Here is a 15,139-nt window from a genome sequence, read left to right on the forward strand (position 1 = left end):
CCTCCCTAGTTTCCAATAGCAAAGGTCAAAGTACCACTTGCTGCAAGCTTACCATCTACTTCTGCCTTCGCTTCTACTACGGCGATTGTGCCACGACGTTTGACAAAAGTTGCTGTCATGACAAGCTGATCACCAGGAACAACTTGTTTCTTAAACTTAACCTTATCCATACCAGCATAGAAGACAAGTTTCCCTTTGTTTTCAGGTTTAGACAATTCCAAAACACCTGCTGTCTGAGCCAAGGCTTCCATAATGAGGACTCCAGGCATAACCGGGTATTGAGGAAAATGACCATTGAAGAAAGGTTCGTTAATCGTCACATTTTTAATGGCAACAATTGTATCTTCACTAACTTCTAAGACACGATCTACTAAAAGCATGGGATAACGGTGTGGCAAAGCTTCTTTAATTCCTTGAATATCAATCATTTGATACGTACCAAGCCTTTCCCAAACTCAACCATTTCTTCATTTTCAACAAGAATTTCTGTTACAACACCGTCTTTAGGTGCTGGAATTTCATTCATAACTTTCATAGCTTCAATGATGACCAAGGTTTGGCCTTTTTTAACAGTATCACCGACTGAAACAAAATTAGGTTTGTCTGGTCCGGCAGCCAAGTAAGCAACACCGACAAGTGGACTTTCTACAAGATCCCCCTCAGCTACAGATTCATTAGCACTTGATTCTGAAACTGCTTCTACAGCTGGTGTAGTTGGAGCTTGTGGTGCAACTGTCGGTACAGCTGCTGGAACTACAGGTTGATGTGCTGGACTTGTTTCTGCCACAAGTTTCGCTTCATTCTTACTGAAGACCAACTCGTCCGTTCCATTTTTATAAGAAAATTCTTTCAAGCTCGACTGGTCAAATTGTGCCATCAAGTCTTTGATTTCATTTAAATTCATTTTTACTTATTCTCCCAACGTTTGAAAGCAAGAACTGCGTTATGTCCACCAAATCCAAAAGTATTTGAGATAGCATAAGGAATTTCATGTTCCAAGCCTTGTCCATAAATAACGTTTGCTTCAATGTAGTCTGACACTTCTGTTGTCCCAGCTGTCATTGGAACATAGTTGTTACGGATTGCTTCAATTGTTGCAATAGCCTCAACTGCACCTGCTGCACCGAGCAAGTGGCCTGTAAATGACTTGGTTGAAGATACAGGTACTTCCTTACCAAGAACCGCTACGATAGCACCACTTTCTCCCTTTTCATTAGCAGGAGTTGATGTACCGTGAGCATTGACATAAGCTACTTGGTCTGGTGTGATTTCAGCTTCGTCCAAGGCAAGTTTGATAGCTTTAATAGCCCCTTGGCCTTCTGGATGTGGTGAAGTCATATGGTAGGCATCACAAGTGTTCCCGTAACCAACAACTTCCGCTAGGATAGTTGCTCCACGTTTTTCAGCATGTTCTAAGCTCTCAAGAACCAACATACCTGATCCTTCACCCATGACAAATCCATTACGGTCTTTATCAAATGGAATAGAAGCACGAGTTGGATCCTCTGTTGTTGAAAGAGCTGTTAAGGCTTGGAAACCAGCGATAGCAAATGGAGTAATTGAAGATTCTGATCCACCAACTAACATGATATCTTGGAAACCAAATTTGATAGAACGGAAGGCGTCTCCGATAGCATCATTTGATGAAGCGCAAGCTGTGTTGATAGATTTACAGATACCATTGGCACCAAAGCGCATAGCTACATTTCCTGCAGCCATATTTGGCAAGGCTTTTGGAAGTGTTAATGGTTTAACACGTTTTGGTCCTTTTTCGTGAAGTCGAAGCACTTGGTCTTCGATTTCTCTGATTCCACCGATACCTGATGCAACGATGACACCAAAGCGGTCTTTATCAAGCGCTTCTACGTCAAGATTTGCATTGTTCACTGCTTCTTGAGCTGCATACAAGGCATATAAAGAATAATCATCGAAACGATTGGTATCTTTTTTTACAAAATATTTTTCAAAAGGAAAATCATTAATCTCTGCTGCATTATGGACGTCAAAAGCACTGTGATCAAACTTGGTGATTTCACCAATCCCAATCTTTCCATTCTTTAAACTGTTCCAAAATTCTTCTGGCGTATTCCCAATTGGAGATGTTAATCCATAACCTGTTACTACTACACGATTTAGTTTCATTTTCATACCTCTATTTTAACTCTTATTGCATGGTAAGTCCACCATCAATTGCAATGACTTGTCCCGTTAGATAATCTTGGCTTGCAAGAAAGGCTGTGACCTCTGCCACTTGCTCAGCTTGACCAAATTGTTTCATCGGAATTTGTGCCAACATGGCATCTTTTACCTTATCAGATAGGACTGCAGTCATATCTGATTCAATCATTCCTGGTGCAATGGCATTGACACGCACATTACGATTGGCTACCTCACGTGCTACTGATTTGGTAAATCCAATTAGACCAGCCTTAGATGCAGCGTAGTTCGCTTGACCGATATTTCCCATCAAACCAACGACACTGGACATATTGATAATGGCCCCTTCACGAGCTTTTATCATCTGCTTCAAGACTGCTTGCGTCATGTTGAAGGCTCCCGTTAGATTGACTTTCAAGACCTTCTCAAAATCTTCTTCTGTCATCTTCAGCATGAGAGTGTCTTGAGTAATCCCGGCGTTATTCACTAGGACGTCAACTGAACCTAGCTCTTCAATGGCTTGATCCACCATTCGTTTTGCATCCGTAAAATCAGAAACATCACCAGAAATAGCAAGGACCTTCACCCCGTATGGTTTAAACTCGTCTAGAAGCTCCTCGGAGATCTCACCACGACTATTCAAGACAACGTTGGCTCCCAAGCTGGCAAATTTATGAGCAATGGCAAGACCAATTCCTCGACTTGAGCCTGTAATAAAGACATTTTTCTGTTCTAGTTTCATTTTTCTCCTTTCAGAACTTCTATCATCCTGATCTAATTTTCTAAGAGTGCTTGTAAACTTGCTTGATCTTCCACATTTGCAAGTTGAGCAGTTTTATCAATCTTTTTAACAAATCCTGACAAGACTTTCCCAGGACCGATCTCGATAAAACGTGTCACACCAGCTTCTTGCATAACTGCAATGCTTTCATAGAAACGAACAGGTTCCTTGACTTGACGAGTCAAGAGTTCTGCAATTCGTTCTTTTTCCATGACTTTTGCTTCTGTATTACCAACAAGGGGACAAGCAAAGTCATTAAACTCAACATCTTCTAGGACTTGAGCTAATTTTTGACTAGCAGATTCCAATAAAGCTGTATGGAAAGGTCCAGAAACATTTAGCGGAATTAAGCGTTTTGCTCCTGCTTCTTGCAAGAGTTCAACTGCACGATCCACAGCAACCACCTCACCACCAATAACAATTTGACTTGGGGTATTGTAGTTAGCTGGAGTCACAACACCAAGTTGAGAAGCTTCTTGACAAGCTTGTTCAATAACTTCAACTGGAGTATTGAGCACGGCTACCATTTTACCAGACCCTGCAGGTGCTGCTTCTTCCATATAAGCTCCACGCTTAGCAACTAGAGCCACCGCATCTTCAAAATCCAAGACGCCACTAGCTACAAGGGCAGAATATTCACCAAGAGACAGGCCTGCCACTATATCTGGTTGGTAACCTTTCTCCTTTAGTAATCGGTAAATGGCAACGGATGTAGCCAAAATAGCTGGTTGTGTGTAACGAGTCTGATTTAGCTTCGTTTCATCGTTATCAATCAAGTCACGAAGATCATAACCTAAGACTTGGCTAGCTTGGTCGATTGTTTCCTTGACGATAGCATATTGGTCGTATAGTTCACGTCCCATTCCAAGGTACTGGGCTCCTTGACCTGCAAATAGAAAGGCTGTTTTAGTCATTTCTTGTAACTCCTGCCCAACGAGCGGCTTCTTTTTGAATTTTCTCAGCTGCACCATAGTAGATATCTTTTAAGATTTCTTCAACTGTTTCTTCTTTCGATACCAAACCTGCAATCTGGCCGGCCATTACTGAACCGCCATCCACATCACCATGGACAACAGCCTTAGCTAAGGCTCCAGCGCCCATTTGTTCAAAGATTTCTAAGTCTGGATTTTCTTGTTTAAAGGCATCTTTTTCAGCTTGCTCGAAATCACGAGTCAATTGATTTTTGATGGCACGAACTGCGTGACCAAAATGTTGTGCTGAAATAGTTGTATCAATATCACGAGCTTTTAAAATCTTAGCTTTGTAGTTTGGATGAGCATTTGATTCTTTAGCAACTACAAAACGAGTTCCTACTTGCACAGCTTCCGCACCAAGCATAAATCCAGCAGCAGCTCCCTCACCGTCTGCAATACCACCTGCAGCGATAACAGGAATTGAAACAGCCGCCGCAACTTGACGAACCAAGGTCATGGTTGTTAATTTACCAATGTGTCCACCGGCTTCCATACCTTCACAAATGACAGCATCTGCACCGATTTTTTCCATACGTTTAGCCAAAGCTACGCTAGGAACTACAGGAATAACGGTGATTCCTGCTTCATGAAATCGATCCATATATTTACTTGGGTTCCCTGCACCAGTTGTGACTACCTTAACCCCTTCTTCAATAACGAGGTCAACAATATCATCAACAAATGGAGACAAGAGCATGATATTGACACCAAAAGGCTTGTCTGTTAAAGATTTAATCTTATCGATGTTGGCTTTAACCACTTCTTTAGGTGCGTTTCCTCCACCAATGACTCCGAGACCACCAGCTTTTGAAACAGCTCCAGCCAAATCGCCATCTGCTACCCAGGCCATTCCACCTTGGAAGATAGGATATTTAATATTTAATAATTCAGTGATACGTGTTTTCATATTGCCTCCATAAGTCTTGCTTACGTAATAGTTCGACTTTATTATAATTTGACGGTCAAACTATTACCTAAACAAGAGGGAGCGGGTCTCCCCTACTCCTTCTTTATTTATTCTAATTATTTAGTTTGCTCTTCAACGTAAGCAACCAAGTCGCCAACTGTTTTCAAGTTGTCTTCAGCTTCGATTTGGATATCAAAAGCGTCTTCAATTTCTGAGATTACTTGGAACAAGTCCAATGAATCTGCATCCAAATCATCAAAAGTAGATTCAAGTGTTACTTCTGATGCATCTTTTCCGAGTTCTTCAACGATAATTTCTTGTACTTTTTCAAATACTGCCATGATAGACTCCTTTAAAATAAATAGTTTTTTTATAACAATGTGATCACCACATGATTACCTAAATTGTAACAATAAGTGTGCCCCATGTCAAACCTCCACCGAAACCTGACAAGAGAATTTTTTGGCTACCATCCAAATGGATGAGTCCTTCTTCTACACACTCAGAAAGTAAAATCGGGATACTTGCCGCACTAGTATTTCCATACTTCATCATATTAGCAGGAAGCTTGTCACGATCGACACCGATTTTTTTAGCCATCTTATCTAAAATTCGAATATTCGCTTGATGAAGCAAGAGATAATCGAGTTCATCTGCTGATATTGGACTTTTTTCGATGGTCTGTTTAATAGATTTAGCCACGTCTCGAATTGCAAAGTCAAAAACTGCTCTCCCATCCATTTTCAAGAAAACATCTGGTTCTTCTTGAATCGAAAATGGTGAAATCAATCCTGTCTGTCCATAAGTGAGACACTCACCACGAGAACCATCGCTATTGAGACTTTCAGCTAAGAAATGTTTTTGGTCACTTGCCTCAAGTAGTACACCACCAGCTCCATCTCCGAACAAGACAGCTGTTGAGCGGTCAGACCAATCCAAAGATTTTGACATGGTCTCACTACCGATAACCAACCCCTTACGATATGTTCCTGAAGAAATGAACTTTTCTGCAGTCGATAGGGCAAAAACAAACCCACTACAAGCAGCTGTTAAATCATAGGCAAAAGCCTTATGAGCGCCAATCTTTGCCTGAACACGAGCTGCGGTTGAGGGCATCATTGAGTCAGGTGTCATAGTCGCTATAATGATGAAATCTAGCTCTTCAGCAGAAATCCCTGCCTTCTCTAGAAGTTGTTTTGCAACCTCTGTAGCCAAATCTCCTGTTGATTCTGTCTTAGAAATATGGCGTTCTTTAATCCCTGTCCGACTTGAAATCCATTCATCACTCGTATCCATGACCTGAGCCAAGTCTTCGTTAGTGATAATCTGCTCTGGAGCATAATGAGCGACCTGGCTTATTTTTGCAAAAGCCATTACTTCAAATCCTCCAAAAAGTGATAAAGATTAGTTAACCCTTTTCCCATAACTTCAATCTCTTCAGGACTCATGCCCTCGATAATTCTTTCGACCATGGCCTTATGGAAACGTTTATGAAGACGGTGAACGAGACGACCTTTCTTTGTCAAATGCAGATGTACTACACGACGATCTTGATCTGAACGGATACGTTCGATGTATCCTTTTCTCTCCAAATTGTTTAAACTCGTTGTCACTGTCCCTAGAGTTACCATCAACTCTTTGGAAACTTGACTCGGAGTCACTTCTGGATACTTACCGATAACATCAATCGTGTGCATTTCTTTGATAGAGATGTCTTTGAAACGACTACCTCGCAAACTTACTTCCTCGATCACTAGGACGTTGTTAAAAATTGATGTTAAATAATCATTGACTTGTTGGTAGTCCATTTCTCTTCCCTCCTTTATCAAAAAAAGTTTAATAATCAAAACATTTGACAAGAAAAGTATATCAAACTTCAAAGAATAGTGCAAGTATTTTTTATTTCCCGATAAATTTTGGACGTCTTCTTTCAGAATGTGCACGAACACCTTCTTTAAAATCTTCCGTATAGGATAGTGATTTTTGTAGTTCCAATTCAAGCTGAGCATATTCATGCCACTGCTTGAACTCACTTTCCCAAACAAGTTTCTTAATCGCAGCATAGGAATTTGAAGAACCACGTCTCAACTTCTTCAACAATTGTTCTCTAGTTTTCTCTAATTGTTCACTAGTACATAGACGATATAGAGCTCCTGCCTCCATTGCCTTTTCAGCGGTGAAAGCTTCTCCAGTCATAGCTAATTGAGTTGCTCTAGTTGCACCGAGCGATCTTGTCAGCAAGAATAATCCACCCGCGTCAGGAGCCAATCCTACACCTACAAAAGCCTGGATAAATTTAGACTTGTCAGATGCGATACAGAAATCAACTGCCAAGGCCATATTGGCTGCAGCTCCAGCAACTGCTCCATCCACCTCCATGATAACAGGTTTAGGAATCTGTTTAATCTTATAAGAAATAGTATTGACCAATTCAGCAATTCGAGTTAAGGAATCAATATCATCCTCATCTACAGCACGTTTCATTTCAACTAAATCGCCACCAACAGAAAACACCTTACCAGCAGCATTGATGAGAATAAATGAAACAGAATCGTCTTTTTCAGCTAATTCCAGTGCTTCTAAAATTTCTTCACACATAGGAATATGGAAACCATTTGCCACCTCGGGACGATTTAAAGTAATCACCGCTAAATCGTCTTGAATTTGAAAGATAATATGATTCATAGCCACTCCTTTAATTTAAAAAGCTGATTAATTTTTTTATCTTCAAAGTATATCTTTTTCTTGTTTATAAGACAAGAGAAAAATCGACCGAAAGTGTCTCGGCCGATTTTAAAACCTTAGTTTGGTCTCTAAAAATACAGGAAAACCAGTACTTGTATCATCAATGAAATCATAAATCACTTCAAGCATTCGTCCTCCTTCTCTCTGATAGAGCTGTTCTTGGTTGGACCCTTTATAGTAGAATTCTCCTGAAACCATGTAAAAAATACGATTTGGATCTTCAAGGTAGGCAAAAAGATTGCCTGTAAAAGGAGCTTCCTTGTCTCCGTCCTTGTTAACCAGACTTGTAGCTAAGAGTTTCGTGATTCCTCTATATTGTCCACTTTCATCTGTTCGACAATAAAACTTGACTCTAGCTTCATAGTTAGGATTGACGATAAGCTTTTCAGAGAGAATTCGATAGTTCCTTGCCTTACTATCTGACAAGCCGATAGATAAGATAATTTTAGCCCTCTCAACTGAAATCTGACGCTCCTGCGCATACCCCATCGCTAATTCTTCTCCGGTCAAACGACCACTGGGAAGAGGATGAGACCTTGCTCCGATATTTGTAGGAATCATCACGAAGGTAAGGACTAGTAAGATTAAACAAACCACTCTTTTAATCATCTTCCCCCAACTCCTTTCATTAGAAGAGTCTTTCCTCCTACATCTTTATTATAAGCTTTCCTGATGAGACTTTCAAACAATTGTATAGGATATTTTCCAGATTGAAAAAAGCCCCTCTTTCTGCTATAATCGTATAAAATACTTACTTTAGGAGTTTTTATGAAGGTTGTAAAATTTGGGGGAAGTTCACTTGCCTCTGCTAGTCAGTTAGAAAAAGTTTTAAATATTGTAAAGAGCGATCCTGAACGACGTTTTGTAGTTGTTTCTGCTCCAGGAAAACGAGATTCTGAAGATACAAAGGTAACAGATGCCTTAATTAAATACTACCGTGACTATGTTGCTGGAAATGATATTAGTAAAAGTCAAAACTGGATTATCGAACGCTATGCTGCCATGGTCAGTGAATTAAAACTCAAACCAACAGTACTAGAGAAAATCTCAAAAAGTATCCGTTCTCTTGCGACCCTTCCGATTGAAGACAATGAGTTTCTTTACGATACTTTCTTGGCTGCGGGAGAAAATAATAACGCCAAACTCATTGCAGCTTACTTTAACCAAAATGGATTAGAGGCTCGCTATGTTCATCCGCGAGAAGCTGGTATTGTTGTAACAAGCGAACCTGGAAATGCTCGTATCATTCCTTCAAGTTATGACAAAATTGAAGAACTCAATAAAAGTCCAGAAGTTCTTGTTATCCCAGGTTTCTTTGGTGTCACTAAGGAAGATCAAATTTGTACCTTCTCTCGTGGTGGATCAGATATTACTGGTTCAATTATCGCAGCTGGAGTTAAAGCTGACCTTTATGAAAACTTTACTGATGTAGATGGAATCTTTGCTGCCCACCCTGGTATCATCCACCAACCACACTCGATTCCAGAATTAACCTACCGTGAGATGCGTGAGTTAGCCTATGCAGGTTTTTCTGTCCTTCACGATGAAGCCCTTCTCCCTGCCTATCGCGGAAAAATTCCTTTGGTTATCAAAAATACTAACAATCCTGACCATCCAGGTACTCGCATCGTCCTTCAACACAGCGATGAAAAATTCCCTGTAGTCGGAATTGCCAGCGATGCTGGATTTGTCAGCATCAATATGTCCAAGTACCTCATGAACCGCGAAGTTGGTTTTGGTCGTAAAGTACTTCAAATTCTAGAAGATCTGAATATTGGTTGGGAACATATGCCAACTGGTATCGATGACCTATCTATCATCCTTCGTGAACGTGAACTCACACCAATCAAAGAAGAAGAAATCCTCCGTCAACTTGTTCAAAAAGCTGAAGTTGACCATGCTGAAATCGAACACGATCTCTCTATTATCATGATTGTTGGCGAAAAAATGAAGAGTCATATCGGGGTAACTGCTACAGCTACTCGCGCACTTTCAGAAAACAAGATCAACATTCAAATGATGTCTCAAGGATCGAGCGAAGTTTCTATCATGTTCGTAGTTCAAAAAGACCAAGAAAAAGCTGCTATCAAGGCTCTATACCATGCCTTTTTCGGTGAAAGTAAGGAAGATTAATCATGGCACAATCTCTTAACAAGGTCATTGACATACAAACTACTGGAACTTCTTACCTCTCTATACAAGGAAAAGTTGGAAAATTTCTGGTAGGAGACCAAGCCTTGGAGTTTTACTCGGATCGCAATATTGAGGATTATATTCAAATCCCATGGTCTAGCGTTAATCAAATCGGAGCCAATGTTTCAGGCCGTAAGGTTAGTCGTCATTTTGAAGTTTTTACAGACCAAGGAAAATTCCTCTTTGCCTCAAAAGACTCCGGAAAAATTCTTAAAATTGCTCGGGAAAAAATCGGAAATGAAAAGGTTGTGAAGCTTCCAACTCTACTCCAAATCATCGGTCGTAAAATTAAAAATCTATTTGCAAAAAAATAGAAAGTTTAGTATAATCATAGAAACGGATAAGTAGGTTATCCTCTTCTTCCAGAAAGTCTGCGGGTGCTGCGAGCAGATAGGAGAGATAGGTGAAATTCTACCGTTGTTTTAAATCAAATACAGAATCAAGTGCACACCTGTGAAGTTGGATGGAACCGTGGCTCTGCCACTCCAACGTTTTGACAGGTGTGCTTTTTTCATAAAGGAGTTTATATGCTAGATATCAAACGTATTCGTACAGACTTTGATGCTGTCGCAGAAAAATTGGCTACACGTGGTGTAGATGCTGCTATCTTGAACGAGATGAAAGAAATCGATGCTAAACGTCGTGACATCTTGGTTAAGGTTGAAACCCTCAAGGCAGAGCGTAACACGGTTTCTGCTGAAATTGCTCAAGCTAAGCGCAACAAGGAAAATGCCGATGATAAGATTGCTGCCATGCAAACCCTATCTGCCGAAGTCAAAGCACTCGATGCAGAATTAGCTGAAATCGATGCTAAATTGACAGAATTTACCACTACTCTTCCAAACATCCCAGCTGATAGTGTTCCTATTGGAGCAGACGAAGATGATAACGTAGAAGTTCGCCGTTGGGGAACTCCTCGTGAGTTTGACTTTGAACCAAAAGCCCACTGGGATCTCGGAGAAGACCTTGGTATTCTTGACTGGGAACGTGGTGGAAAAGTCACTGGAGCTCGTTTCCTCTTCTATAAAGGCCTCGGAGCTCGCTTAGAACGTGCCATCTACAACTTTATGCTAGATGAGCATGGTAAGGAAGGTTATACTGAAGTCATCACCCCTTACATGGTTAACCATGATTCTATGTTTGGTACTGGCCAATATCCAAAATTTAAGGAAGATACTTTTGAGATCAGCGATACCAACTATGTCCTCATTCCTACAGCTGAAGTTCCTCTAACTAACTACTACCGTGATGAAATTCTTGATGGTAAGGAACTGCCAATCTACTTTACTGCTATGAGTCCATCATTCCGTTCTGAAGCTGGTTCTGCTGGTCGCGATACTCGCGGTTTGATTCGTTTGCACCAATTCCACAAGGTAGAAATGGTGAAATTTACCAAACCTGAAGAATCATATGAAGAATTGGAGAAGATGACAGCTAACGCTGAAAACATCCTTCAAAAACTCAACTTGCCATACCGCGTAGTGGCTCTTTCTACAGGAGATATGGGCTTCTCAGCTGCTAAGACTTACGACTTGGAAGTTTGGATCCCAGCACAAAATACCTACCGTGAAATCTCAAGCTGTTCAAATACAGAAGATTTCCAAGCACGTCGTGCCCAAATTCGCTACCGTGATGAAGCCGATGGTAAGGTTAAACTTCTCCACACCTTGAACGGTTCAGGACTTGCTGTTGGACGTACCGTTGCTGCTATTCTTGAAAACTATCAAAACGAAGATGGTTCTGTTACTATTCCTGAAGTCCTTCGTCCATACATGGGTGGAGCTGAAGTTATCAAACCATAAAATAAACAAGAGGAAGCATAACTTCCTCTTTTGCATTTCATGTAAAAAAATAGGTAGAAAATCTTTCATCTCTACCTGTTATTTTTATATTCTCTAGTAACCACCCATCATTGATGGATCCATAGCTGGAGCTGGTGCTACAGGTTCTGGTTTGTTAGCCACAACTGCTTCTGTTGTCAAGATAAGACTTGCTACTGAAGCTGCGTTTTGAAGGGCTGAACGGCTAACCTTAACAGGATCGATAATACCTGCTTCAATCATGTTGACCCATTCACCTGTTGCAGCGTTGAAGCCTGTACCAGCTTCTGCATTTTTCAAACGATCGATAACGATTGAACCTTCATAGCCTGCATTGTAGGCAATTTGGCGAACTGGTTCTTCCAAGGCACGAAGAACAATGCTACGTCCTGTTGCTTCATCACCTGTCAATTCTAAATCTTCAACAGCTGGAATAACATTCACTAAGGCAGTACCCCCACCTGCAACAATACCTTCTTCTACTGCTGCACGAGTAGCGTTAAGGGCATCTTCGATACGGAGTTTCATCTCTTTCAATTCAGTTTCAGTTGCAGCACCGACCTTGATAACTGCTACTCCACCTGATAATTTAGCCAAGCGTTCTTGGAGTTTTTCACGGTCGAATTCTGAAGTTGTTGTTTCGATTTGAGACTTGATGACAGCTACACGGTTAGCAATCGCTTCAGGATTTCCTGCACCTTCAACAATGACTGTGCTATCTTTATCTACAGACACTTTAGCTGCTTGCCCTAAAGCTTCTATGGTAGCATCTTTTAACTCAAGACCAAGGTCTTCAGTGATAACAGTTCCACCTGTCAAGATGGCGATATCTTCTAGCATAGCTTTACGACGATCACCGAAACCAGGAGCCTTAACAGCAACTACGTTGAAAGTCCCACGAATCTTATTCAAGACAAGGGTTGGCAGAGCTTCACCATCAACATCATCTGCAATAATCAAGAGCGGACGGCTGCTTTGAAGAATACTTTCTAGAAGTGGCAAGATTTCTTGGATATTTGAAATCTTCTTGTCAGTGATTAAAATGTACGGATTTTCAAGGTCTGCGACCATTTTTTCATTATCTGTCACCATGTACTGTGATAGATAACCACGGTCAAATTGCATTCCTTCTACCACTTCAAGCTCGGTTTCCATACCACGTGATTCTTCAATAGTGATAACTCCGTCTTTCCCAACTTTTTCCATGGCTTCAGAAATGTATTCACCAACTTTTTCAGAACGAGATGAAACGGCAGCGACCTGCGCAATCGCTTCTTTGTTAGCAACAGGGATAGCCGTATTCTTCAAAGCTTCTACTGCTGCAGCAACTGCTGTTTCAATCCCTCGGCGGATACCAATTGGATTTGCACCGGCAGTTACGTTTTTGATTCCTTCACGAACGATAGCCTGAGTCAAGACAGTTGCAGTAGTTGTTCCGTCACCAGCAATATCATTCGTCTTAGAAGCTACTTCTGATACCAATTTGGCACCCATATTTTCAAAATGGTCTTCCAATTCGATTTCTTTAGCGATTGTTACACCATCATTGGTAATCAATGGAGAACCAAATGATTTTTCAAGCACAACGTTACGACCTTTAGGTCCCAAAGTTACTTTAACAGTATCTGCTAGGATATCAACACCACGAACCATAGCTGAACGAGCATCTGATGAAAATTTAATATCTTTTGCCATACTTACTTTCTCCTTCTATTCTTCGATAATTGCCAAGATACTAGCTTCACCTACAATGATGTATTTTTCATCCCCATCTTTAACATCAATACCCGCATGTGCTTCAACTAAAACATGATCTCCAGCTTTTACACTTGGAGCGACTAACTCACCGCTCAAGGTACGAACACCCTGCCCAGTAGCCACTACAGTAGCTGTTTTCGTTTCTTCTTGGGCTGATTTTGCGAGGACGAATCCCCCAGCAGTTTGTTCTTTTTCTTCAATTTTCAAGACCACACGGTCTCCTAATGGTTTCAACATTTGTCTTCCTCCATAATACAATCATATTATTAGCACTCTTTGTATATGAGTGCTAAACCATAGTTCTATTGTATCACTTGGTCAAAAATAGTCAAGAAAAAAGTCTGATTTATAGCATAAAAAAGAGAGTGGGACAGAAATCGGTAATTCGTTAGAATTCGATTTCGTCGTCCCACCTCCGCACAGTTGAGTAGGGCTGTAAAAGCTGATGAAATCAGCGTAGTAGAGCCCACTCAACCACTGCGTCTTGCTCGACAACCCAAAGACAATTGAGAGGCTAGGACTTTTGTCCCAGCCTCCTATCATTTTAAAAGGGAAGTTCCTCCTCTTCCAAAACTAGATCTGCTAAGTCTTGGCCTGCATTATTTTCACGCATAGCACGTTGGGCACGACTTTCTAAAAGTTGGAAGCCTGTAGCGAGAACTTCGGTCACATAGTTGGTTTGACCATTTTTCTCGAACTTACGGGTACGAAGCTCCCCATCGACAGAAATGAGACTGCCTTTAGTCGCGTAGCTAGCCAAGGTTTCAGCAAGTTTTCCCCAAATAACAATATTGATGAAGTCAGCTTCACGTTCCCCATTCTGGTCCTTGAAACGACGGTTAATAGCAATAGTCGCACGAGCCACTGACTTGTCATTGTTGGTTTTGTGCAATTCTGGTGTAGACGTTAAACGTCCGATCATGATAACTTTATTATACATTTTTCATCCTCCTACTTATCTATTCGAAGGAAAAGAAAAAAAGTTACAAGATTTGTAACTTTTTTAATAATATTAATCTCTATGAATCATAAATCCAGTTGCTTGTTGATTGGCCATGATGGTCATATCTGTGATTTGTACTCGTCGTGGTTGACTGGTCACATAAACTACAGTATCAGCGATATCTTGCGCCTGCAAGGCTTCGAGTCCCTGATAGACCGTCGCCGCCCGTGCCTCATCTCCATGGAAACGGACTTTTGAAAAATCAGTTTCTACAATTCCTGGCTGAATAGTGGTCACCTTGATATCTGTCGCAATGGTGTCAATCCGAAGCCCGTCTGAAAAAGTTTTGACTGCAGCCTTGGTTGCTGAATAGACTGCTGCACCAGCATATGCGTAAATCCCTGCAGTAGAACCCATATTGATAATGTGCCCTTGATTAGCTGCTACCATGGAAGGCAAGAGACAACGAGTAACCGCCATCAAGCCCTTGACATTGGTATCCAGCATGGTCAGCATATCCAACTCTTCATAGTCCTGATAGGGTGCTAAACCGAGAGCCAGCCCAGCATTATTGACCAAGATATCAACCTGACCTACAGTTTCTAAAATTTCTGAACAAACAGTCTTTACCATGCTCATATCTGTAACATCTAACGGAAAGGTCCAGACTTTTTGATTTGGAAAGGCTTCTACAAACTCAGTTTTAAGAGATTCGAGTCTTTCTGTTCGACGCCCTGTAAGAACGATATTCTCACCTTCTTTTAGATAAGCACGCGCAATGGCTTCACCAATACCTGATGTTGCACCTGTAATGACTACATTTTTTGCCATCCTATTTTCCTCAAGCAAAGATTATAAATC

General features: G+C 41.0%; 18 protein-coding genes. 3 read left to right on the plus strand and 15 right to left on the minus strand.

Going from position 1 to position 15,139, the window contains the following annotated elements; genetic code table 11:
* Positions 1 to 5: 5 nt before the first annotated feature.
* From fabZ to K1I61_RS04880, 11 genes are all read right to left on the minus strand, one after another.
* Positions 6 to 428, minus strand: a complete 423-nt coding sequence (gene fabZ / locus K1I61_RS04830) for a 3-hydroxyacyl-ACP dehydratase FabZ (RefSeq protein ID WP_000565515.1) — start codon at positions 426 to 428, stop codon at positions 6 to 8.
* The gene (accB, locus tag K1I61_RS04835; RefSeq protein WP_223333641.1) at positions 425 to 904 is read right to left on the minus strand and encodes an acetyl-CoA carboxylase biotin carboxyl carrier protein; all 480 of its coding nucleotides are present in this window, start codon (positions 902 to 904) and stop codon (positions 425 to 427) included. Before accB ends, fabZ begins: the two co-directional genes overlap by 4 nt.
* 2 nt (positions 905 to 906) lie before the next feature.
* Complete coding sequence (fabF, locus tag K1I61_RS04840; RefSeq protein ID WP_223333643.1) at positions 907 to 2,142, minus strand: beta-ketoacyl-ACP synthase II; 1,236 nt, start codon at positions 2,140 to 2,142, stop codon at positions 907 to 909.
* 22 nt (positions 2,143 to 2,164) lie between these two features.
* Positions 2,165 to 2,899 carry a 3-oxoacyl-[acyl-carrier-protein] reductase gene (gene fabG / locus K1I61_RS04845; protein ID WP_036756905.1) on the minus strand — a complete coding sequence of 245 codons (735 nt, stop codon included), beginning with the start codon at positions 2,897 to 2,899 and terminating at the stop codon, positions 2,165 to 2,167.
* 32 nt (positions 2,900 to 2,931) lie between these two features.
* Positions 2,932 to 3,852, minus strand: a complete 921-nt coding sequence (gene fabD, locus K1I61_RS04850) for an ACP S-malonyltransferase (RefSeq protein WP_223333645.1) — start codon at positions 3,850 to 3,852, stop codon at positions 2,932 to 2,934.
* Complete coding sequence (fabK, locus tag K1I61_RS04855) at positions 3,845 to 4,819, minus strand: enoyl-[acyl-carrier-protein] reductase FabK (protein ID WP_223333647.1); 975 nt, start codon at positions 4,817 to 4,819, stop codon at positions 3,845 to 3,847. Before fabK ends, fabD begins: the two co-directional genes overlap by 8 nt.
* Positions 4,820 to 4,935: 116 nt before the next feature.
* Positions 4,936 to 5,160: an acyl carrier protein gene (locus tag K1I61_RS04860; protein ID WP_000257840.1), complete on the minus strand. Its 225-nt coding sequence runs from the start codon at positions 5,158 to 5,160 to the stop codon at positions 4,936 to 4,938.
* Between the two features lie 58 nt (positions 5,161 to 5,218).
* A complete protein-coding gene (locus K1I61_RS04865; protein WP_006151802.1) occupies positions 5,219 to 6,193 on the minus strand; it encodes a beta-ketoacyl-ACP synthase III in 975 nt (324 codons plus the stop codon).
* Positions 6,193 to 6,627, minus strand: a complete 435-nt coding sequence (gene fabT / locus K1I61_RS04870; RefSeq protein ID WP_004251873.1) for a fatty acid biosynthesis transcriptional regulator FabT — start codon at positions 6,625 to 6,627, stop codon at positions 6,193 to 6,195. The genes K1I61_RS04865 and fabT overlap by 1 nt, the downstream gene beginning before the upstream one ends.
* 91 nt (positions 6,628 to 6,718) lie before the next feature.
* Positions 6,719 to 7,504 carry an enoyl-CoA hydratase gene (locus K1I61_RS04875; RefSeq protein ID WP_025170321.1) on the minus strand — a complete coding sequence of 262 codons (786 nt, stop codon included), beginning with the start codon at positions 7,502 to 7,504 and terminating at the stop codon, positions 6,719 to 6,721.
* Between the two features lie 108 nt (positions 7,505 to 7,612).
* Complete coding sequence (locus K1I61_RS04880; RefSeq protein WP_223333648.1) at positions 7,613 to 8,173, minus strand: hypothetical protein; 561 nt, start codon at positions 8,171 to 8,173, stop codon at positions 7,613 to 7,615.
* A gap of 159 nt (positions 8,174 to 8,332) precedes the next feature.
* Here K1I61_RS04880 and K1I61_RS04885 point away from each other — a divergent pair, with 159 nt between their 5' ends.
* The 3 genes from K1I61_RS04885 (at position 8,333) to serS (ending at position 11,559) form a co-directional block, all read left to right on the plus strand.
* Positions 8,333 to 9,697, plus strand: a complete 1,365-nt coding sequence (locus K1I61_RS04885) for an aspartate kinase (RefSeq protein WP_223333649.1) — start codon at positions 8,333 to 8,335, stop codon at positions 9,695 to 9,697.
* Between the two features lie 2 nt (positions 9,698 to 9,699).
* Positions 9,700 to 10,071 carry a DUF956 family protein gene (locus K1I61_RS04890; protein WP_075566377.1) on the plus strand — a complete coding sequence of 124 codons (372 nt, stop codon included), beginning with the start codon at positions 9,700 to 9,702 and terminating at the stop codon, positions 10,069 to 10,071.
* Between the two features lie 213 nt (positions 10,072 to 10,284).
* Positions 10,285 to 11,559: a serine--tRNA ligase gene (gene serS, locus K1I61_RS04895; protein WP_223333651.1), complete on the plus strand. Its 1,275-nt coding sequence runs from the start codon at positions 10,285 to 10,287 to the stop codon at positions 11,557 to 11,559.
* A gap of 93 nt (positions 11,560 to 11,652) precedes the next feature.
* Here the strand turns inward: serS and groL are convergent, their stop codons facing one another.
* The 4 genes from groL to K1I61_RS04915 all read right to left on the minus strand — a co-directional run bounded on the left by groL (position 11,653) and on the right by K1I61_RS04915 (position 15,109).
* The gene (groL, locus tag K1I61_RS04900; protein ID WP_223333653.1) at positions 11,653 to 13,272 is read right to left on the minus strand and encodes a chaperonin GroEL; all 1,620 of its coding nucleotides are present in this window, start codon (positions 13,270 to 13,272) and stop codon (positions 11,653 to 11,655) included.
* A gap of 15 nt (positions 13,273 to 13,287) precedes the next feature.
* Entirely contained in the window at positions 13,288 to 13,572 is a 285-nt protein-coding gene (gene groES, locus K1I61_RS04905; protein ID WP_223333655.1) for a co-chaperone GroES, read from the minus strand.
* A 307-nt stretch (positions 13,573 to 13,879) separates the two neighbouring features.
* Positions 13,880 to 14,275, minus strand: a complete 396-nt coding sequence (locus tag K1I61_RS04910; RefSeq protein ID WP_223333657.1) for a single-stranded DNA-binding protein — start codon at positions 14,273 to 14,275, stop codon at positions 13,880 to 13,882.
* A gap of 72 nt (positions 14,276 to 14,347) precedes the next feature.
* The gene (locus K1I61_RS04915) at positions 14,348 to 15,109 is read right to left on the minus strand and encodes an SDR family NAD(P)-dependent oxidoreductase (RefSeq protein ID WP_223333659.1); all 762 of its coding nucleotides are present in this window, start codon (positions 15,107 to 15,109) and stop codon (positions 14,348 to 14,350) included.
* Positions 15,110 to 15,139 lie beyond the last annotated feature (30 nt).

The organism is Streptococcus infantis (genome assembly GCF_019929665.1).
In the GTDB taxonomy this organism is placed as follows: Bacteria; Bacillota; Bacilli; order Lactobacillales; family Streptococcaceae; genus Streptococcus; species Streptococcus infantis_H.